This window comes from Propionispora hippei DSM 15287, from assembly GCF_900141835.1.
In the GTDB taxonomy this organism is placed as follows: domain Bacteria; phylum Bacillota; class Negativicutes; order Propionisporales; family Propionisporaceae; genus Propionispora; species Propionispora hippei.
Map to the genome: position 1 here is coordinate 15721 of NZ_FQZD01000028.1, position 19022 is coordinate 34742.

The 19022-nt window shown below is 51.1% G+C and carries 20 protein-coding genes; 19 read left to right on the forward strand and 1 reads right to left on the reverse strand.

The window, feature by feature from the left end; all coding sequences use genetic code 11:
* Positions 1–129: 129 nt before the first annotated feature.
* Both F3H20_RS14165 and F3H20_RS14170 read left to right on the forward strand, forming a co-directional pair.
* The gene (locus tag F3H20_RS14165) at positions 130–774 is read left to right on the forward strand and encodes a CBS domain-containing protein (RefSeq protein ID WP_149735567.1); all 645 of its coding nucleotides are present in this window, start codon (positions 130–132) and stop codon (positions 772–774) included.
* A 207-nt stretch (positions 775–981) separates the two neighbouring features.
* Positions 982–1914 (forward strand): cation diffusion facilitator family transporter, encoded by a 933-nt coding sequence (locus tag F3H20_RS14170; protein WP_149735568.1) that lies wholly within the window; start codon positions 982–984, stop codon positions 1912–1914.
* Positions 1915–1946: 32 nt separating this feature from the next.
* Here F3H20_RS14170 and F3H20_RS14175 read toward each other — a convergent pair whose 3' ends face one another.
* Entirely contained in the window at positions 1947–2429 is a 483-nt protein-coding gene (locus F3H20_RS14175; protein ID WP_149735569.1) for a hypothetical protein, read from the reverse strand.
* A 136-nt stretch (positions 2430–2565) separates the two neighbouring features.
* Between F3H20_RS14175 and F3H20_RS14180 the strand changes: the two genes are divergently transcribed.
* From F3H20_RS14180 to F3H20_RS14260, 17 genes are all read left to right on the forward strand, one after another.
* Positions 2566–3387, forward strand: coding sequence for a mechanosensitive ion channel family protein (locus F3H20_RS14180; protein WP_149735570.1), 822 nt, complete (start codon positions 2566–2568; stop codon positions 3385–3387).
* 12 nt (positions 3388–3399) lie between these two features.
* A complete protein-coding gene (locus F3H20_RS14185; RefSeq protein ID WP_149735571.1) occupies positions 3400–3609 on the forward strand; it encodes a DUF951 domain-containing protein in 210 nt (69 codons plus the stop codon).
* A 404-nt stretch (positions 3610–4013) separates the two neighbouring features.
* Entirely contained in the window at positions 4014–5120 is a 1107-nt protein-coding gene (ychF, locus tag F3H20_RS14190; RefSeq protein ID WP_149735572.1) for a redox-regulated ATPase YchF, read from the forward strand.
* A 310-nt stretch (positions 5121–5430) separates the two neighbouring features.
* A complete protein-coding gene (rpsF, locus tag F3H20_RS14195; protein ID WP_091750211.1) occupies positions 5431–5715 on the forward strand; it encodes a 30S ribosomal protein S6 in 285 nt (94 codons plus the stop codon).
* A gap of 72 nt (positions 5716–5787) precedes the next feature.
* Complete coding sequence (locus F3H20_RS14200) at positions 5788–6201, forward strand: single-stranded DNA-binding protein (RefSeq protein WP_149735573.1); 414 nt, start codon at positions 5788–5790, stop codon at positions 6199–6201.
* A gap of 15 nt (positions 6202–6216) precedes the next feature.
* Positions 6217–6447 carry a 30S ribosomal protein S18 gene (gene rpsR / locus F3H20_RS14205; protein WP_149735574.1) on the forward strand — a complete coding sequence of 77 codons (231 nt, stop codon included), beginning with the start codon at positions 6217–6219 and terminating at the stop codon, positions 6445–6447.
* Between the two features lie 296 nt (positions 6448–6743).
* Positions 6744–7652, forward strand: a complete 909-nt coding sequence (locus F3H20_RS14210) for an aminopeptidase (RefSeq protein ID WP_149735575.1) — start codon at positions 6744–6746, stop codon at positions 7650–7652.
* Positions 7653–7775: 123 nt separating this feature from the next.
* Complete coding sequence (locus F3H20_RS14215) at positions 7776–8084, forward strand: MazG-like family protein (RefSeq protein ID WP_149735576.1); 309 nt, start codon at positions 7776–7778, stop codon at positions 8082–8084.
* A 4-nt stretch (positions 8085–8088) separates the two neighbouring features.
* The gene (locus F3H20_RS14220) at positions 8089–9042 is read left to right on the forward strand and encodes a YybS family protein (RefSeq protein ID WP_188128347.1); all 954 of its coding nucleotides are present in this window, start codon (positions 8089–8091) and stop codon (positions 9040–9042) included.
* Positions 9043–9124: 82 nt separating this feature from the next.
* Complete coding sequence (locus F3H20_RS14225) at positions 9125–11128, forward strand: DHH family phosphoesterase (protein WP_149735578.1); 2004 nt, start codon at positions 9125–9127, stop codon at positions 11126–11128.
* Positions 11100–11546, forward strand: a complete 447-nt coding sequence (rplI, locus tag F3H20_RS14230; protein WP_149735579.1) for a 50S ribosomal protein L9 — start codon at positions 11100–11102, stop codon at positions 11544–11546. The genes F3H20_RS14225 and rplI overlap by 29 nt, the downstream gene beginning before the upstream one ends.
* Positions 11547–11610: 64 nt before the next feature.
* On the forward strand, positions 11611–13542 hold the full coding sequence (gene lonC, locus F3H20_RS14235) for a Lon family ATP-dependent protease (protein ID WP_149735580.1): 1932 nt from the start codon (positions 11611–11613) through the stop codon (positions 13540–13542).
* Between the two features lie 89 nt (positions 13543–13631).
* Positions 13632–14972, forward strand: coding sequence for a replicative DNA helicase (gene dnaB / locus F3H20_RS14240; protein WP_091750183.1), 1341 nt, complete (start codon positions 13632–13634; stop codon positions 14970–14972).
* 158 nt (positions 14973–15130) lie between these two features.
* Positions 15131–15493 (forward strand): ArsR/SmtB family transcription factor, encoded by a 363-nt coding sequence (locus F3H20_RS14245; RefSeq protein WP_149735581.1) that lies wholly within the window; start codon positions 15131–15133, stop codon positions 15491–15493.
* A 10-nt stretch (positions 15494–15503) separates the two neighbouring features.
* Positions 15504–17429: a heavy metal translocating P-type ATPase gene (locus tag F3H20_RS14250; protein ID WP_149735582.1), complete on the forward strand. Its 1926-nt coding sequence runs from the start codon at positions 15504–15506 to the stop codon at positions 17427–17429.
* A gap of 170 nt (positions 17430–17599) precedes the next feature.
* A complete protein-coding gene (locus tag F3H20_RS14255) occupies positions 17600–17797 on the forward strand; it encodes a DUF1450 domain-containing protein (RefSeq protein ID WP_149735583.1) in 198 nt (65 codons plus the stop codon).
* 464 nt (positions 17798–18261) lie between these two features.
* Positions 18262–19014: a hypothetical protein gene (locus F3H20_RS14260; protein ID WP_149735584.1), complete on the forward strand. Its 753-nt coding sequence runs from the start codon at positions 18262–18264 to the stop codon at positions 19012–19014.
* Positions 19015–19022: the final 8 nt, after the last annotated feature.

Genomic DNA, 19022 nt, shown 5'->3' on the forward strand with positions numbered 1-19022 from the left:
TCTTGCGTCTTAGCCTGCTTGGAAGCCGGCAGTAAACAGGAGCCGCTGCCTGCCTGATGTGTATGACAGCAGTACCTGAGCAATGTATGATGTTTGGGAGTAAAAACCTGTGTATGGGAGATGAGCTGTATGTTTGTATCAAATCATATGACCCCGAATCCTGTAACAATCACTTCGGGCACGAATATCGCCGATGCCGCGCATGTTATGCGGAAAAACAAGTTCCGTCGCTTGCCGGTGGTGGATGACGGAAAACTGGTAGGGATTATCACCGACCGTGATTTACGGGAAGTTTCCCCGTCTGCCGCTACTTCCTTATCAATTTATGAGATCAACTATCTGCTGGCAAAAATGAAAGTAAAAGATGTCATGAAAAAAGAGTTGGTTACCGTGCGGGCTGACGCTACCGTGGAAGAGGCCGCTCTCCTAATGTACAACAACAAGATCGGCGGCATTATTGTGGTGGATGAGGCCGGTGCCCCGGTCGGAATTATTACGGAAACAGACATCTTTAAATGCTTTGTTGATGTCATGGGTCTGCCGCAGGGCAAGACCAGAATCACACTGGATATGGCCGACAAGGTAGGCGCCGTCCATGAGATTACGGCTGTATTTGCCGACTTGGGAATTAATATCGGCAGTATGATTAGCCATAGTCTAGTGGAAGGCAAGGCTGAAATGGTCATTCGGGCGGACATTCCGGATATTGCCGTACTCTCGGCACGGCTGCAGGAAAAGGGTTATCCTGTCCGGCATGTAGTCCAGATTGGCTGAGTTTTTAACTGAGTCCGGCAAGTCTTTACACCTTTTTAGGGGTATGCTAATATTATAGAACAGGATCAAGTGGCCGGTTACCGGCGACTGGGCAGACATGACGCAGCAGGATATATTGCCTGCGGGATCTAATGATTCCGCAGGCTTTTTTAATAAGCGACGGAATAGTAAGTCTATGCCATATTATTTTGCAGGGAGGTTTATGCGTTGCAGGAGAGTCATCCGGAGGGAAATCTAAAAAGCAGGACGGCGTTGTTATCCATTCTGTCCAACTCGCTGCTGGTGGTTTTGAAACTGGCGGTAGGTTTGATTACCGGTACGGTGAGCATTGTTTCCGAGGCAGCCCATTCTGCGGTTGATTTAATCGCGTCCCTGGTTGCCTATGTGGCGGTCCGAAAATCCGATCAGCCGCCGGATAAAAATCATGCCTATGGCCACGGCAAGTTCGAGAACCTGTCCGGCGCCGTGGAAGCGTTGCTAATCATCGGCGCCGCCTTGTGGATTGTTTATGAGGCGGTCGATAAATTTTACTCCCACAACAAACCGGAGCATTTGGAATACGGCATTTTGCTTATGGTTATTTCTATCGCGCTTAACTACTGGGTTTCCGGCCGGCTGCTGACCGTGGCCCGCCAGACCGAATCCCAGGCGCTGGAGGCCGACGCCTTGCATCTGCGGGCCGATATCTGGACCTCGGTCGGTGTGCTGATCGGTCTGGTTTTGATCAAAGCGACGGGACTGAGCTGGCTTGACCCGCTAATTGCTCTTTCGGTGGCCGGCATTGTTTTTAAAGCCGGTTACGATATGACCAAAAAAAGTGTCCATGAGCTTACTGATATTGCGTTGCCAGCGGAAGAGGAGGCGATTATCAGCGAAATTGTTAATCGTCATGAGGAGGTTATCTCCTTTCACCGGCTCCGGACGCGGCGGTCAGGCAGCTACCGGCTGATTGACATGCACCTGATTTTATACAAGGAGATGCACCTGGATAAGGCCCATGCCGTATGCGACCAATTGGAACGGGAAATCGAGGAACGGCTTGGACTCTGTGATGTGGTCATTCATATTGAACCTTGCGATTATCATGACGGCTTTGGCAGTTGTCCTTTGCCGCCGGCAGACGAAGAAAAAGGGCATTGACGGTGGCGTCAATGCCCTTTTGGTTGATAAGATTACAGCGAGTCCGGAGTGTTTGGACTCTCGTCCTGTTTGTCCCGGCTGCGGCGCCCGCGCCAGGACGGAATATCGCCGGGTTTAAAGCCGGAGGGGGTGCCGCGGCATTTATCCAGAGCCCGCCGCAGCACTTCAAGCTGCAGAATTTGATCACCCGTACGGTAAGGAGTATCAGTGACGTCCGTCCGGTTGGTTAGCAGCCGGAACAGATCAATGGGAGCGCAGGTAATGCCGAGGAAGTCGCTGCTGTAGCTTATTTTGCAGCAGAGCAGTTCCAACAGAATGTCAATCAGTGTTCCGGTATGGTCGAACCGCTCTACCGAGCGAATGAAAATGTCTTCCGGTACACCGGGGATACGGTGAATTTCTTCGGCGGAGCCCACAAGCAGCCGGTAGGAGCTGACCAGCGAAGAAAAATTCGGAATGATGGCATTCACATCGGCAAGAATAGTATTAACAATGGGTTGCGGTATTGTCGCCATAGCGATCGCCCCTTCGCACGGATTTGTCATACATTATATGAGGCGCCGGGGAAACGTGTTACTGCCGGCTGGAAAAGAGGAATTTTTCCTGGAAAGTCTAATTATTATACAATTGATGCTGTAAGGAGGTCGCTCTGTGACAGAGTTTTTTGTAAATCCTGATTTTTTGCTGGAGACGGCGCATAAACTGCTGCGGATTCTGGCCATTTTAGTGGGGGCGGCAGTGGTTTTGAAAATATCCCGTTCACTGATCGCGCGGTTTTTTATTCCACCCCAAGGTGTAAAAACCTTCTACTTGGAAGAGAAACGGGCCCGGACCTTATATGCCCTGACTGCCAACATTCTCCGCTATATCATATATTTCATCGCGGCCATTATGCTGCTGCAGGAATGCAGCATTGACACTACCTCGCTGATTGCCGGCGCCGGTGTGATCGGTTTGGCCCTTGGCGTAGGCGCCCAGAGCCTGATTAAGGATTTTATCAGCGGCTTCTTTATTATTCTGGAGGACCAGTATTCGGTTGGCGATTATATTGTCAGTGATAATATGGCCGGGACGGTGGAGGAGATCGGTTTCCGGTCCACCAAGCTGCGGGATGCCAATGGCGTGCTGCATTTTATCCCTAACGGCGCTATTACCCGGATCAGTAATTATACCCGGGGTCATATGCAGGCGGTAGTGAATATTCCTGTCGCTTACGAGGCCGACCTGAATCAGGTCGTGGCTTTGCTGGAGGAGGCTTGTGCCGCCGTTGGCGCTGCCATGCCGGAAGTGGTGAGTGGCCCCAAGGTGGTAGGTATCGTAGAATTTCGCAGCACTGATATGCTGCTGCGACTGGTGGCCGAGACGGTGCCGCTTAAGCAGGGGGCGGTGGAAACCGCTATCCGTCATAAAGTGGCCACTTTGTTTCAGTCGGCGGGCGTTGTCATGCCGCCGGCGCTGTTAATAAAAAGCTAGGGGGAAATTAAGATGGAGCGGATACAGTATAAGATCGGCGACATTGTTAAAATGAAAAAACAGCATCCCTGCGGTTCGGACCGCTGGGAAATTACCCGGACCGGCATTGACTTCGGCATCAAATGCCTGGGCTGCGGCCGCTGGGTAATGGTTCCCCGGCCGAAATTTGAGAAAGCCGTCAAAACCATTGTGGGACGGACCGACGACCCGGCGGAGCATTAGTGCCTCGTCCGGCCGAAAGCTGTAGCAGATCACCGGCCTTTTTCCGTCAGCCTTCGTTGTCGTCGGCTTACATATATTCGATATGCGCGCCTCCTCCGTCTTGCCTGACGGCAAAAATCCCCGAGGCCACACTACCGCTTCCCGCTGGGGGAGGCACTGGGAACTATTGAAATTCTGGCAGTGATACTCTAAAATAGACAAAGATATAAAGAACCGCTAGTGTCTTCACACTGTGCGTCCTGACGGATCTTTTCCGCCTGCCTGCGTCAGTAAAACCTTGAAATAGCCGAAATATTCCTGCGGTTTTACCTCCTTGCCAGGCAAAAAAATCTCTCGCCAGGCTCATAGGTTCATGACATCAGCGGTTCCTAAGACAACGAAATTTAAAGTAAGGTGGAAGATACATGAGTACAAATTTAGAAGTAGGCATCGTCGGTTTGCCCAATGTCGGCAAGAGCACCCTGTTTAATGCCATTACCAAGGCGGGCGCTGAAGCGGCCAATTATCCGTTTTGCACCATTGAACCTAATGTCGGGGTGGTGGATGTCCCCGATGAACGCTTGCAGAAGCTGGTCGATATGTATAAATCGAAACGGGTTATTCCGGCGGCTGTCCGCTTTGTCGATATTGCCGGCCTGGTCAAGGGGGCGGCGCAGGGAGAAGGCTTAGGCAATAAGTTTTTGGCCCACATTCGTCAGGTTGATGCTATTGCCCAGGTGGTGCGCTGCTTTGCCGATGAGAATATTACCCATGTCGAAGGCGCTCTGGACCCGCTGCGGGATATTGAGATTATCAATACCGAGTTGTGTCTGGCTGACCTGGAAACGGTAGAAAAAAGAATGGAGCGCACCCAAAAGCTGGTGAAGAGTGGCGATAAAAAGGCCCAGGCTGAGCTGGCTATCCTCAAGCGGATTCAGGACGCTTTGGGCAATGCCGAACCGGCTCGCCGGGTGGAATTGGAAGCCGATGAAGCGGCGATGATCGCCGACCTCAATCTTCTGACGCTTAAACCGGTCCTTTTTGTCGCCAATGTCAGCGAAGAAGAAGTGACCTGCCCGGAGGACAACCGGTATGTGCAGGCTGTGCTCCAATATGCGCAGCAGGAAAGAGCCGGCGTCGTCGCCGTTTCGGCCAAGGTGGAAGCGGAAATCGCCGAGTTGCCGGAAGCAGACGCCAAGGAATTTCTGGCCGAGCTGGGTCTGAACGAATCGGGCCTGGACAAGCTGATCCGGGCGTCGCATAAGCTTTTGGGCTTGATGACCTTTTTGACGGCCGGCGAACAGGAAGTCAGGGCCTGGACCATTTGCCGGGGTACTAAAGCGCCGCAGGCTGGCGGCAAAATTCATAGTGACATCGAACGCGGCTTTATCCGGGCGGAAATCGTATCCTTTACCGATTTGATGGCGGCCGGCAGTCAGGCTGCTGCCAGAGAAAAGGGGCTGGTCCGGCTGGAGGGCAAGGACTATGTGATGCAGGACGGCGATGTGACCTATTTCCGCTTTAATGTTTAGGGAACCATTGATTTATTCACACCGCATAGCCTAGCGGATCTTTTTCCGTCTGGCTTTGTCAGCAAAACCTTAAAACAGGAACCGTATTCCTGCGGCCTTACTTCCTTGCCAGCCGAAAAATCTCTCGCCAGGCTGGCCGGCCATTAAATCAGCGGTTCCCTTCTTGTGTAAATTTCTTGCAATTGGATATTTTTAATGCTATAATAATTTAGTCTAGGACATTGTCCTGGTTTGTTGGTTTGCAAATTTTATTTGTTAACCTCCCTGCTCCCCGTGCGGGAGCCACTAGTCCACAGGAGGAGGTGATTTCGTGAGAAAGTACGAAGTCATATTCATTGTTAAGCCGTTGGAAGAAGAGGCGACAAACGCGGTGCTTGCCAAGTTTGAAAACCTTGTGACTGCAAATGGCGGAAACATTGAGAAGATTGATCGTTGGGGTAAAAAACGCTTGGCCTATGAAGTGAAAGACTTCACCGAGGGTTATTACTGCATCTTCTACTTCACTGGTGAACCGGCTGTTGTTGCCGAGCTTGACCGTGTGATGAAGATTACCGATGAGATCTTGAAACATATGGTTATTAAAGAAGACGAATAAACAGCAGTGCGTAAAAACGCTAAATATTACAGAGGCTGCTCATAAGCAGCAGTCTTTCGGAGGGAATAAACCATGAATAAGGTTATCTTAGTCGGTCGCTTGGCTCGTGATCCTGAGGTGCGCTACACGCAGAACGGTAAAGCGGTGGCTTCCTTTTCTATCGCGGTAAACCGCTTCGGCGGCGGACAAGGTCAAGAACAGACTGACTTTATTCCCATCGTTGCATGGGAAAAACTGGCCGAAATTTGTGGCAATAATCTTACCAAAGGGCGCCGTGTGCTGGTAGAGGGACGACTCCAAATCCGCTCCTATGACGGGAACGACGGACAGAAGCGGCGGGTAGCCGAAGTCATTGCCCAGAACATTGAGTTTCTGGACAGCCGTCAGGCCGGCGGCAATAGCGGTGGCGGCGGCAGCACCAATTCCTTCAATGACGCCAGCTCTTTTGGTAGTGATGTCTTCCCTGAAGAGGAAATACCATTTTAAAGGGAGGTTCATACGGTGAAACGTGAAAGAGGCAGAAAACCTAAGAAAAAAGTTTGCAGCTTCTGCGTAGATAAAGTGGAAGCCATTGACTATAAAGACGTTCCGAAGTTACGCCGTTATACGACTGAACGCGGTAAAATCCTGCCGCGCCGTATTTCGGGCAACTGCGCCAAACATCAGCGTCAATTGACTGTATCCATTAAACGGGCAAGAAACATTGCTTTGTTGCCGTTTACAGCAGAATAAAAAACGAGAGAACCCACGGGTTCTCTTTTTTTCTTTTTTAGGCAGCAGGCACGCTGATTCTTTTCGCCTGATCCATGTCTTATTTTGTAGTGCCATAAATAAAATATAAGTAGAGCTTGTTTGTAAAGTAACGGAATAAGCTTGGACACGTGATTTCATGCCAGGCACGGTAACATTATGCAGAAATAGCGGCCCCTATTTCAAAAGATGTTAAGTAAATATGGTACAACAATCACCGTCAAGCAGCGTTCCGGATATTTTACAAACAAGCCCTAATAAGCTTTGGGAGGTTCTCTATGAACAGATTGCGCCAAAATCTGCTGGCATCCCTGACGGACAGCGAGTTTCCGGTGAGAAAAATTGTCTTGTGCTATCAGAGAAACAGGGCGCTGGCGGAAGCTATCGCCGGCCTATTGCCCTATTCCTGCCTGCTCGTTCACAGCCCTAGCCAGCTGTTAACCGGACCGGAACTGGCCGAGGTCAGCCATGCGCTGGAACTCTATCAGCCGGCCGGACCGGGCTATGAGGGCTGTTTGGCGCAGCGTGCCGCGCTGCGGACTCAGGGCTGCCGGATTTTGACCCTTTATGATTGGGAGGAAAACTATCTGGCCGATGCCTTTTGGGGTGATGTCGAATATCCGGCGTTAGCGTCGTTGCTGGCGCAGACCAAGGCGGAACTAGAGCGGGTGGAGGAGTTTTCGATTACCTCCGAGCTGGGTACCGATATCCGCTTTTCGGTCAAGGGGCGGCGCTGGCTGGCCGAGGACGGTATGTGCCGCAGTCAGGCCCTAACCCAGCTGCCGGATGGAGAGATCTACACCTGCCCGGTGGAGGAAACCCTTACTGGTGTGCTGGTAGTCGACGGGACGGTAAGCCGTTCCTGGTTGCCTGACGAGCCGCAGCACCTTGAGTTTGTACAAGGCAGGCTGGTGAATTGCTCACCCGCTATGGCGGCTTACCTTGCCCCCAAGGCACCGGATATTTATCAGATCGGCGAATTTGCGCTGGGTTTTAATACCGCCTGCCGACAGGTGGTTCGTAATATTTCAGTCGATGAAAAAGCGGCAGGAACGGTGCATTTCGCCTTGGGCGACAGCTACGGGCTGGGCCGAAGTAAATCCAGGTATCATGTGGATATGGTCATTCGGCGGCCCAAAATCCGGACCTGGCCGGCGATACAACTGCCTTATTTTATGGCTGACTGATCGGTTAGGTGCCTTAACCGGCTTTTATCGGCTATTTTTCGCACCGGCGGCAGGAAACCGGGCCAGGCTTTCCGAATATATTTACGATCTGTCTGTTTGGCACATCATAAGGAGGGAAACGCCTTGTTTTCTCATGAAACGGAAATTCTGCGCAAAATGCGGTTTATAGAGTGGTTAAAAGCGGAGCTCATTGCCAATGTGGGCTATTTATACCAGGCGATGGCCAAGAACAGTGAACAGGCGATCAAGGAGGGGTTGGCATCCCTGATTATATTGTGCTATATCCTGGCCAGGCGGCTGGGTATTTCCTTTGGGGAACTGGATGAGATTATTATGGGAAAAATTGGGGATAATATACGGCAGGAACATGAGGCGGAGCGCTTATTCGGTGATTTTACCGCCTGTCAACGTTATCTGCAGCAGAGGAGATGAGCGGATGCAGCAGACACGGATTCGGCCGATGACGGAAAGCGGCATTTTATCAGCCGTAGCGATTGTGATGATTATTATGAGTGTTTACCTGCCAGTTTTTGGGGTAGTGGCCGGAATTATCTGGCCTGTACCGCTTACACTGCTGGGAGTGCGCCATGGTTATAACTGGAGCTTGCTGGCGGTGGTGATAACCGGTCTGGTGACGGCTATGGTGCTGCAGCCGCTGACGGCGCTGCAGGCGGTGTTGGCTTTTGGCGGCATGGGCGTCGTGCTGGGGCACGCGATCAGGCAAAAGTATCACCCGTTGAAAACATTGCTGGTGACAACCGCTGCCTCGCTGACCGGCGTACTGGCCTTGGGTTTTCTGGTTATGGGTATCAACCCGTTGGCTGATCAACTGGACATGATGACTGAAGCCTTCGGTGAGGTGCAGACGATATACCGCACCACCGGACTGTTCAATGAAGAACAGCTAACCAGTATGGCGGCCATGTCGGCGGCTACGTTGGAGCTTTTAAAGCTGCTGCTGCCGGGTTTGCTGGTGCTTACGTCAGTGGTATATGCCTGGGTCAATCTGCTGGCGGCCCGAGTCCTGCTGCGGCGGCTGGGGACGGAGGTCCCGACTTTTCCTCCGTTTACCGAATGGCATTTGCCGCGCAGCATATTATATGCCGGTGCTGTTGTGGCAGTTATGTTTTACTGGGGTCACTACCGGGGCGTACAGCCACTGGATACGATCAGTGCCAATCTGGGAATATTGCTCCTGGTGCTCTTCTTTTTGCAGGGACTGTCTTTATTTTACTACCTTGCCGATAAATACAATTTGTCAAGGTTGGTAAAGGGTATTATACTGTTCTTAACCTTCACTAACGGCTTCTGTATGGAGCTGACCTTTTTTGCCGGACTGTGGGACGTGGTTTTTGATTACCGGCGGCTGCGGTCTCGCAGTTTGAAGTAGCGTAGCTTAGGTGTGTTTGCAAACTAACGGAATAGTTTACAAACGTGTTCGAAGGCTGACGCTGTGATATGGAGGCGAAATTATGCCACAAGGTCCTTCTTTTTGGTTCGATACACGGGTTTATCTGGCTGTGTCGGCTGCGTTACTTATGATTATCGTTTTTTATAACCGCTATTTTGCCATATTGGGAGTTATCCTGTTATTTGTGCTGTACATGTATGGCAAAGAGCGCTATGCTCAGCAGCAGCGGGCGTTAAACGTGTATTTGAACTCCATGTCCCAGACCATTGACCAGGCGACCTGCTATGCTCTGCAAAATCTGCCCGTAGCTATCGCTATCGTGGACGCCGAAGGACGTCTGCACTGGTTTAATTCTGTCCTGACCGACTGGGGTAAAGGGGAAGTTGAACAGGGCCAGGAACTCACTGACCTGTGGCCGGAACTGACTGTTACGAAAATCTGGGGCAAATCGGGTCATTTTATAAAATCGGTCGGTGACAGGCATTTTCAGGTCATTCATAAAATGCTCAAAGAAGATAATGCTGAACAGGAGTTTATGATTCTTTATATTTCGGATATTTCCGCCAGCGAGCGGGAACGGGCCCAGTGCAGCATGTCCTTGCCCGTGCTGGCTCATATTCAGATTGATAATTATGATGATGTCCTGTTTGGGTTGAATGAGAAACAACGCAGCGTCATTTTGGCGGAAGTTAATAACTTACTGGTCGAATGGGTGACCGAGCTGGACGGCTTTTTGAAAAAATACGCCGAAGACATGTACTTTGCTATTTTTGACCGCCAAGCGCTGACGAGAGCTATGCAGGATAAATTCGATATTCTTGACCGTGTCCGGGCGGTTCAGGCCGGCAACCGGATTCCGGTAACCCTAAGCATCGGCGTGGCGGCCGACGAAGCCACTGTAGGCGAACTGGGCCAGCGGGCGCAGAGCGGTCTGGACTTGGCGCTAGGGCGCGGCGGTGATCAGGTTACCGTCCATATTGACGGTAAGGTTCAATTTTACGGCGGTAAAACCAAGGCGGCCGAGAAAAACACGCGGGTTAAAGCCCGGGTGGTGGCGCAGGCTATCAAGGAAATCCTGGGTGATGCCCAGCGGGTGCTGATTATGGGGCATGCGACCGAGGACTTTGACAGTCTGGGGGCGGCGATTGGCGTTGCCAGAATGGCCCGCTATCTGGAACGGGAAACGCACATTGTGGTCAGCCAGCCCGGCGTGGCGGTCAATAAGCTGCAGCTGCTGCTGGAAGAATACGACGAGTACCAGGATTTCTTCATTACACCGGAAGAAGCGGTGGGGCAAGGAACAGAGGATACGCTGCTGGTAGTGGTCGATACCCACCGGCCGGAGCTGACGGCTGCGCCGGCACTGCTGGAGCGGATTGAGCGGATTATTCTGATTGACCATCACCGGCGTTCCGAGTCGTTTATTGCCAATCCTTTTTTGGTGTACCTCGAACCGTCGGCGTCGTCCACCTCGGAATTGATTACCGAGCTGCTTATGTATTTTGATAACAAGCTGGACCTGACCCGGATCGAGGCGACGGCTTTGTATGCCGGAATTGTGGTGGATACTAAAAACTTCGCCGTGCAGACCGGGGTAAGAACCTTTGAGGCTGCCTCATTCCTGCGGCGGGCCGGTGCTGATCCGCGCCTGGTGAAGCATCTGTTCCGCGTCGATTTCGATATTGTCAAGGCGCGGGCTGAGATTATCCGCAATATTGAAATGCTGCCGGGCGGCGTGGTTATTGCCACCTGCCCCTATCATATAAAAAATGCTCAAATGGTATCGGCCCAGGCCGCCGATGCCATGCTGCGCATCGAAGGAGCCCGGATGAGCTTCGTGCTGTTCCCGCTGGAGGACGGTGTGGGCATCAGCGCCCGTTCCAGTGATGACGTCAATGTCCAGGTTATCATGGAGGAATTTGGCGGCGGTGGCCATCAAACCATGGCTGGGGCACAGCTTAAACGGGCGGACATCGATGACGTGAAGCAGCGGGTCATTGAACTCAGCGCTAACTATATAAGGGAGAGTGACGAGAATGAAAGTAATCCTACAACAAGAAGTTAAGAAGCTCGGCAAAAAAGGGGAAATTCTTGAAGTATCGGAAGGGTATGCCCGCAACTATTTACTGCCGCAGAAACTGGCTATTATAGCTAACAATAGCACCATTAACGAAACCAAGCAGAAAAAGGCCTCGGAAGAACGCAAGCACCAGCAGCAGGTGGATGAGGCAACGGTGTTGGCGGCGCAAATTTCCAAGGTGGAAGTATCGATTGCCGTAAAAACCGGTGAAGGCGGTAAGCTGTTCGGCTCAGTTACCGGTAAGGATGTGGCCGAAGCGTTAGTTGCCCAGCATGGCATTGAGGTTGACAAACGCAAAATCGAGCTGAAGGAAACCATCAAATCTTTGGGCACTTATCCGGCGATTATCCGGATTCATCCGGAGATCACAGCCAAAATCCAGGTCCATATCCGGGCACAATAGCGCGCGAACGGACAATAGATAAAATAGTAGTGGTTCGTTCGGAACATAGAAAGGAAATAACAGCATGAAAGACTTTTTTAATAAGTTTCTGCGAACCGAGTCAATGGAACAAAAAACATCGTCAGACGAACAATTAAAACGCCAGGTGGCTTCCCTGTACGGCCTTTTTTCCGGCATTATGGGGGCCGAGAAGGTGGTGCTGCGGGCCGGCAAGCTGGACGCGCTGGAATTGATGCGTTCCGAGAGCCTGCCGGAACGGGTGCTGGCCTTGCAAAAAGTCGTATTTGAGGATCCGACGGTGGATAAACTGCCGCTGCCGGAGGAGATTCCGGATATTCTGGAAGAAATTGAGGATGAACTGGCCGATCTGATGGCCCGTCGCACAGTGGAAGAAAAGCTGGAGAAAAAAATTGCGGAAAAGATGGAAGAACGCCATCAGGAATATGTGAAAGAAATCAAGATGCAAGTGCTGAAGGAAGAACAAAACAGCGTGGAAAATCCGCAGACCCTGAAAAAATACGCCATGCTGGAGGTGCTGGAGCAAAAAGGACTGACCAAATCAGCCATGGAATTGCTGCGTCCGGCGGCATTGGGAGAAATCGTGGGTCAGGAACGGGCGATTGAAGCCCTGCGGGCCAAGTTGGCTTCGCCTTATCCGCAGCATCTGATCCTGTACGGACCACCCGGCGTCGGCAAGACTACGGCGGCCCGGCTGGTGTTGGAAGAAGCCAAGAAGATGAAAATTACGCCCTTTGCACCGGATGCGCCGTTTATTGAAGTTGACGGCACCAGCCTGCGCTGGGATTCCCGCGATATGACCAATCCGCTGCTAGGATCGGTCCACGATCCTATTTATCAGGGGGCGCGGCGAGATCTGGCCGAGACCGGTATCCCCGAACCCAAACCGGGGTTGGTAACCGATGCGCACGCCGGGATTTTGTTTATTGATGAAATCGGCGAAATGGACCCTTTATTGCAGAATAAGCTGCTCAAGGTACTGGAGGATAAGAGGGTGTCGTTTGAGTCGGCCTACTATGATCCGACCGATAGCAATATCCCTAAATATATTAAAAAACTGTTTGAGGAAGGGGCACCGGCTGATTTTATTCTTATCGGGGCTACCACCCGTGATACGGAGGATATCAATCCGGCTATTCGCTCCCGCTGTGCCGAAATTTACTTTGAACCACTGACGCCGAAGCACATTGAAGAGATTATCTATAACGCGGCGCAAAAGCTGGGCGTCGATATGGATGCCGACGTGCCGCGTCTGATCAGTGAATATACTATTGAAGGCCGGAAAGCCATCAATATTCTGTCCGATGCTTACGGGCTGGCCTTGTATCGCGCCGACAGCGATCCAACCTCGCTGAGTATTGCCAAGGAGGATGTCTACCGGGTAGCCCAGGTGAGCCGCCTGACGCCTTATGTAACCCACAAGGCCGCGGCAGTCGCTGAGGTGGGTAAGGTATTCGGTCTCGGCGTAGCCGGCTATCTAGGCTCGGTGCTGGAGATCGAGGCGGTGGCCTTCCCGCTGACGGAAGCCGGCAAAGGCAGTATTCGGTTTAACGACACAGCCGGCAGCATGGCTAAGGATTCGGTCTTTAACGCTGCTGCGGTGGTCCGTAAGATTACCGGCGAAGACTTGAACAATTACGACATTCACATCAATATTATCGGCGGCGGCCGGATTGACGGTCCGTCGGCCGGCACAGCCATTACGGCGGCCATCATTTCCGCCATTACTGGACAGGCCATCCGGCAGAATGTAGCCATTACCGGCGAAATTTCTATTCAGGGTAAGGTCAAGGCGGTCGGCGGCGTCTTTGAAAAAGCCTACGGTGCCAAGCAAGCCGGCATTACTACGATGATTATTCCGAAGGAAAACGAGCAGGATATTCCGCAGTCCCATCTAGGACTGGAAATTTGTCCGGTGGATACAGTGGAAGAAGCCTTGCAGATTTTATTTGCTGAGATCGAACAAATCAGCGCCTGACAGGTTGGTATAGGGATGGTCTGCCGTCCCTATACTCTTGTTTTAGTCTGCGATCACCGTAAGGTACGAGTGGGTGAGGGGGAATTTGCTTGATAGATAGAGTACCACCGCAAAATGTGGAAGCCGAGCAGTCGGTGCTGGGCGCCATGTTGATCGAACGGGAGGCCATCTCCAAAGTGGCCGAGTTTTTGCGCAAAGAAGATTTTTACCGCGAGGCGCACCGGTTGATTTTCAATGCCATGCTGCAGCTCTTTAATAAAAACGACGCCGTAGATTTGATTACCGTAACCGAATATTTACGCAAGGAAGAAAAACTGGAGGGAGCCGGTGGTATCTCCTACATCACTTCGCTGGCCAATGCCGTACCGACAGCGGCCAATGTGCTGTATCACGCCCGGATTATTGAGGAAAAAGCGCTGCTGCGGCAGCTGATAAATTCGGCCACTGAAATTGCCGGCATGGGCTATGAGGCAACCGAGGAAGTGGCGACGATCTTGGACGAGGCCGAGAAGAAAATCCTGGGGGTTTCCAACCGCAAGGTCGGCCAGGATTTTACCCCGATCAAAAGTATTATCTTTGGTGCTATTGACAAGATTGAACAGCTCTATGAATCCAAGGGCGGCATCACCGGGCTGGCCACAGGCTTTAAGGATCTGGATCAACTGACCTCGGGCCTGCAGCCTTCGGACCTGATCCTGATTGCGGCCCGCCCCAGTATGGGGAAAACTGCCTTTGTGCTGAATATCGCCCAGCATATTGCGATCCGGGAAAAACAGCCGGTGGCCTTTTTCAGCCTGGAAATGTCCAAGGAGCAGTTAGTGCAGCGTATGCTCTGCGCCGAGGCTCCCATTGACTCGCAGCGGGTGCGCATCGGCCAGTTGGAGGATAAGGACTGGCCCAAGCTGATCAAGGCGGCAGACCGGCTGTCGTCTTCACCTGTCTTCATTGACGATACGCCGGGCATCAGCGTGGTGGAACTGCGCGCCAAGGCTCGGCGGCTGAAAATTGAACACGGGCTGAAGCTGATCATCATTGACTATCTGCAGCTCATGCAGGGTGGCAACAGCGGTCGCAGCGGCGAGAATCGCCAGCAGGAAATTTCGGAAATTTCCCGCTCGCTGAAATCACTGGCCCGTGAACTCAATGTGCCGGTTATCGCACTCTCGCAGCTTAGCCGCAGCGTCGAGTCCCGTCAGGTGAAAAAACCGATGCTAAGCGACCTGCGGGAATCGGGCTCACTGGAGCAGGATGCCGATATCGTCTCCTTCCTGTACCGGGAAGACTACTATAATCCTGATACGGAGAAGAAAAATATTACCGAAGTCATTATTGCCAAGCACCGTAACGGCCCGGTGGATACGGTCCAGCTCTTTTTCCATAAGCAATTTACTAAATTTGATAATCTGACCCGCATGGAAGGACCACCATAAAGTCCGGATGTAAGGTATGCCAAAGGCGCCAAACAGGTGCTTTTGGCTTTTGTTTTTTTTGACGAGCGGGTATTGCTTCCGGCGCTTGGTTTGATTATAATGAGTATGTGATTATATGAGCGTATATTCATATACGCACTAAAGCGAGGTGCTCATTGATGAAAGGAAAACTGGCAGACTGCGGTGATAATCTGTGCGTGGAAGAGCGGCGGCTAGCCGTGATAAAAGATAGCATGCTGGATGAAGAAATCTTTTTGGATGTGGCCGATACCTTTCAGGTGCTGAGCGAACCAACGCGGGTCAAGATTGTCTTTGTTTTGGCCGAGGCCGAGGAACTCTGTGTGCACCATATTGCCACTCTGCTTAATATGTCGCCGTCGGCCGTATCCCATCAGTTGCGGCTGCTGCGAAATATGCGCCTGGTAAAAACCCGTAAGGAGGCGCAGCACGTATATTATTCCCTGAGCGACGGCCATATTGTGCAACTGTTTCGTCAATGCCTTGAGCATATTGAAGAGTGAGGTGGTTTCTGTGGAGAAGACAACTATATTAGAGAAACCTAAACCGCAGGCAAGCTGCGGTCACGGCCACGAACATACCCATGGCGGCCATACCAAGGATTATATAATTATAGCCGTGACGGCGCTGCTGACCGGCGGTTACTGGTTTGGGCTGCTGCCCAGCATCGCAGGTATAGATGCTGCGTTGATTGCCGCTATCCTTTGCGGTTATCCGATCGTTAGTGAAGCTATCCGGGCCATCTGGCAGCGGGGTGATACCAAGGTGGGGCTGTTGGTCAGCATCGCCATCATTGCTTCGCTTGCTATCGGTGAATATTTTGCCGCCGCCGAAGTAGCGCTGATTATGACGATCGGCGAGCTGCTGGAGCATATGACGTTGGAGAAAGCCAATTCGGCGCTCCAGAAGCTGGCCGGACTGGCGCCGCTTAAGGCGCGCCTGTTAAAAGACGGTGTGGAGCAGGAGATTGCCGCCGAAGCCGTGCAGGTTGGCGACCGGTTGCTGGTTAAACCGGGGGATAAAATTCCCGTTGACGGTCTGGTTACTGCCGGTTATGCCTCGGTGGATCAATCGGCGATCACCGGCGAATCCATTCCATTGGAGCGGCGGGAGGGAGATACAGTTTTCGGCGGTACCCTGGCAACGTCAGGCAGTATCGAACTGGTGGCTACCAAGGTCGGGCAGGATACGGCGCTGGGGCATATTATCAATATGGTCAGGGAAGCCCAGGAAAGTAAGGCGCCGATTGCCCGGATGATTGACCGCTGGGCCAACTGGTTTGTGCCGCTTAGTTTGACGATTGCCTTGCTGGTCTATCTGGTGACAGGCGACATTGTCCGGGGTGTTACCATTCTGATTGTTTTTTGTCCCTGCGCCATGTTGCTCAGTACGCCTACCGCTGTCGCCGCCGCTATTGGCGCGGCTGCCCGGCGGGGGATTTTGATCAAGGGTGGCGAGGTCCTGGAATCGGCCGGACGGATTGATACCATTTTGTTTGACAAAACCGGCACGATTACGCTCGGCAAGCCTCAGGTAAAGGCGGTCCGCTGCTTCGGTAGCCGCGACCGGGCTTTTATATTGGGGATAGCGGCCGGTATTGAAAAACGTTCGGAGCACCATTTGGCCAAGGCCATCCTGCAGTCAGCCGCAGAAGAAGACATTCTGCCGGTCGAGCCGGATAGCTGGCGTCCGGTTATTGGGCAAGGGATTATCGCCGGTTATGAAGGGATTGGCTATCTATTAGGTAATAAGGCTTTGTTAACTGGCCGTGACATCGTACTAACCGCCGAGCAGGTCGCCTATTGCGACGCGGAACAGGCTCTGGGAGGCACGGTGGTTTTCCTGGTGGAAGGCGACGCGGTGGCGGGCATGCTGGTCATTGAAGACCCTATTCGCCAGGAGGCGGCCGAGGTGCTTAGTACCCTGTATCCTAAGCAGGTTGCCAGTCTGGTCATGCTAACAGGCGACGCTGCCGCCGCCGGCCATGCGATTGGCAGCCGCCTGAACATTCCGGTCATTCACGGCGACTTGCTGCCGGGAGATAAAGTGAATTTTATCAAGGAATATCAGGCTGCCGGCGGCAAAGTGGCGATGATTGGCGACGGTATCAACGACGCGCCGGCTCTGGTCAAGGCCGACATTGGGATTGCCATGGGCTGCACCGGCACCGATATTGCCATCGAAGCGGCCGATATTGCGCTCTTGTCGGACGATTTGCGGAAAATACCGGAAGCCATTCAGGTAAGCCGGCGTGCTTATAAAACGATTGGACAAAATATTGTAGTGGCCAATCTGATCAATATAGTCGCTATCGGCTTTGCCGCCGTAGGCATATTGGGGCCGGTGGCTGCCGCCATTGTCCATAATGCCGGTTCCATTCTGGTGGTGCTAAACTCGGCCCGCTTGCTGCGCACGGCTGAAACGGTAAATGTAGCTTAAGAGAAGATTAATTTCTCATGTTGAGAGTTTTCGTCTTTGCCATACAGTCCTCATTAAATCGGTGGCTCATAGCTAACCGCTCCGTTGTCACTAACGGAGCGGCTAACTTGGTATGGTTTCCCAGTACCCTGGATATACTGTGGTTGATATGATAAAAGGGGGTCTGGCGGATGGTCAGGGTCTGTCCAAGCTGTTCCCATGTGGATATGGAAAAATTACAGGACATGCTGCAGGAGTTAGATTTACAGGTCGAATGTATCGGTGAATGCGGTCAGCATGAAGACCAGAGCTTTGGGTATATCAATGATGAACTGGTCATCAAAGATAGCGAGGAAGAATTTCTTGACGTGGTGCGCCGCAATCTGTAGAAAAAAGGTCGATACGACTAAGAGCTCCAAATCCGGTAACCTGTTCCGGATTTGGGGCTCTTAGTCGTAAAACGGCGCTGGTTCTGGCAATACAGAGTTAAGATGATTGAAAAATGATATTAATTTTACAATAAATATCAATAGACGACAAAAAGATACATTAAATACTTTTATTTTAATTAAAGGAATATAATGGAATATGAAGAAGGTATTACAGTGCAATTTTTCAAAGAAAATTCAAAGAAAATGTAATATGAGAAGCAGGCAGGAGGAGTGTTGAGAGAGTTTGGGGGAATGAACTATTTTGAACCTTCATTCTACAAAAATAAGAGTTTTCAAGCGAGGGGCTAGTAGGAAGATTGTGTGGCGTAATAACAAAAAGTTGTCAACCGGGGGAACGTTCCCGGATGTCCCCCCCAATATGGTTCAGCTAATAACAAACGCTATTTGAAAGGGGGATTTACGTGAATAAAAGAGTAAAATGGTACGCTTGCAAACGAGATATTGGAATAACAATATTGCTAATGATAGTGGTGTTTTTTAGTTGGCCTGGACTTACGAACGGCTGGCACGATTTTTGGCCATTAACTGTTTTTTACGTTGTGTTGATGGTTTTTATAGAGTGTTTGATTATTTGCCGAAAGCATTTTTGGATATGGTCAGTTATTGCAACATATGGCATGACTTTTGCTTGTTTTCAAAGCTTGGAAGTTCATCAACATTCTCGATCGCTTATTGGCTTAACTCTAAAAAAAGAGATCATTGAACTTTCCATAAATGTGCTACTACATTACATTTTTGTTTTACCAATAGCAGTACTTGTTTATAATTCGAGAAAGAAAACAGCGAGAATATCTGCATATTTATTACTTTGGCCAATGGGCTGGTTGGCGGGTATTCTGTTTGCAGAATCATATTATAAAATGGATGTTCTGAATCGCGAAGTAACTATGAATGTAATGTTTTATCTTGGATTAATATCTATCATTCTTTTTTTTATTACAGTAAATTTTGCAGATAAAACCAAAGATATGAAAAAGCATGCTGTTTTAATGTGGATTGGCATAATTTCTTGGCTTCCAACCGGAGTAATTCCAGGAGCCATGGGTCTCGGTTGGAAATATTCGTTATTTGCAACTTTGTTGCCAATTGCAGCTATCTATCGTTTTTTTATATTGAGTAGGCAGGCAGCGAAAGATTGTATGAAAACTAGATGAGGATAAGT

Excerpts from the sequence above, each read along its gene's own strand:
- F3H20_RS14185 (WP_149735571.1), top strand. The coding sequence starts at position 3,400 with ATGGAGCGGATACAGTATAAGATCGGCGACATTGTTAAAATGAAAAAA.
- F3H20_RS14175 (WP_149735569.1), bottom strand. The coding sequence starts at position 2,429 with ATGGCGACAATACCGCAACCCATTGTTAATACTATTCTTGCCGATGTG.
- F3H20_RS14165 (WP_149735567.1), top strand. The coding sequence starts at position 130 with ATGTTTGTATCAAATCATATGACCCCGAATCCTGTAACAATCACTTCG.
- lonC (WP_149735580.1), top strand. The coding sequence starts at position 11,611 with ATGAAAGACTTTTTTAATAAGTTTCTGCGAACCGAGTCAATGGAACAA.
- F3H20_RS14200 (WP_149735573.1), top strand. The coding sequence starts at position 5,788 with ATGAATAAGGTTATCTTAGTCGGTCGCTTGGCTCGTGATCCTGAGGTG.
- F3H20_RS14225 (WP_149735578.1), top strand. The coding sequence starts at position 9,125 with ATGCCACAAGGTCCTTCTTTTTGGTTCGATACACGGGTTTATCTGGCT.
- F3H20_RS14255 (WP_149735583.1), top strand. The coding sequence starts at position 17,600 with ATGGTCAGGGTCTGTCCAAGCTGTTCCCATGTGGATATGGAAAAATTA.
- rplI (WP_149735579.1), top strand. The coding sequence starts at position 11,100 with ATGAAAGTAATCCTACAACAAGAAGTTAAGAAGCTCGGCAAAAAAGGG.
- F3H20_RS14245 (WP_149735581.1), top strand. The coding sequence starts at position 15,131 with ATGAAAGGAAAACTGGCAGACTGCGGTGATAATCTGTGCGTGGAAGAG.
- F3H20_RS14220 (WP_188128347.1), top strand. The coding sequence starts at position 8,089 with ATGCAGCAGACACGGATTCGGCCGATGACGGAAAGCGGCATTTTATCA.
- F3H20_RS14210 (WP_149735575.1), top strand. The coding sequence starts at position 6,744 with ATGAACAGATTGCGCCAAAATCTGCTGGCATCCCTGACGGACAGCGAG.
- ychF (WP_149735572.1), top strand. The coding sequence starts at position 4,014 with ATGAGTACAAATTTAGAAGTAGGCATCGTCGGTTTGCCCAATGTCGGC.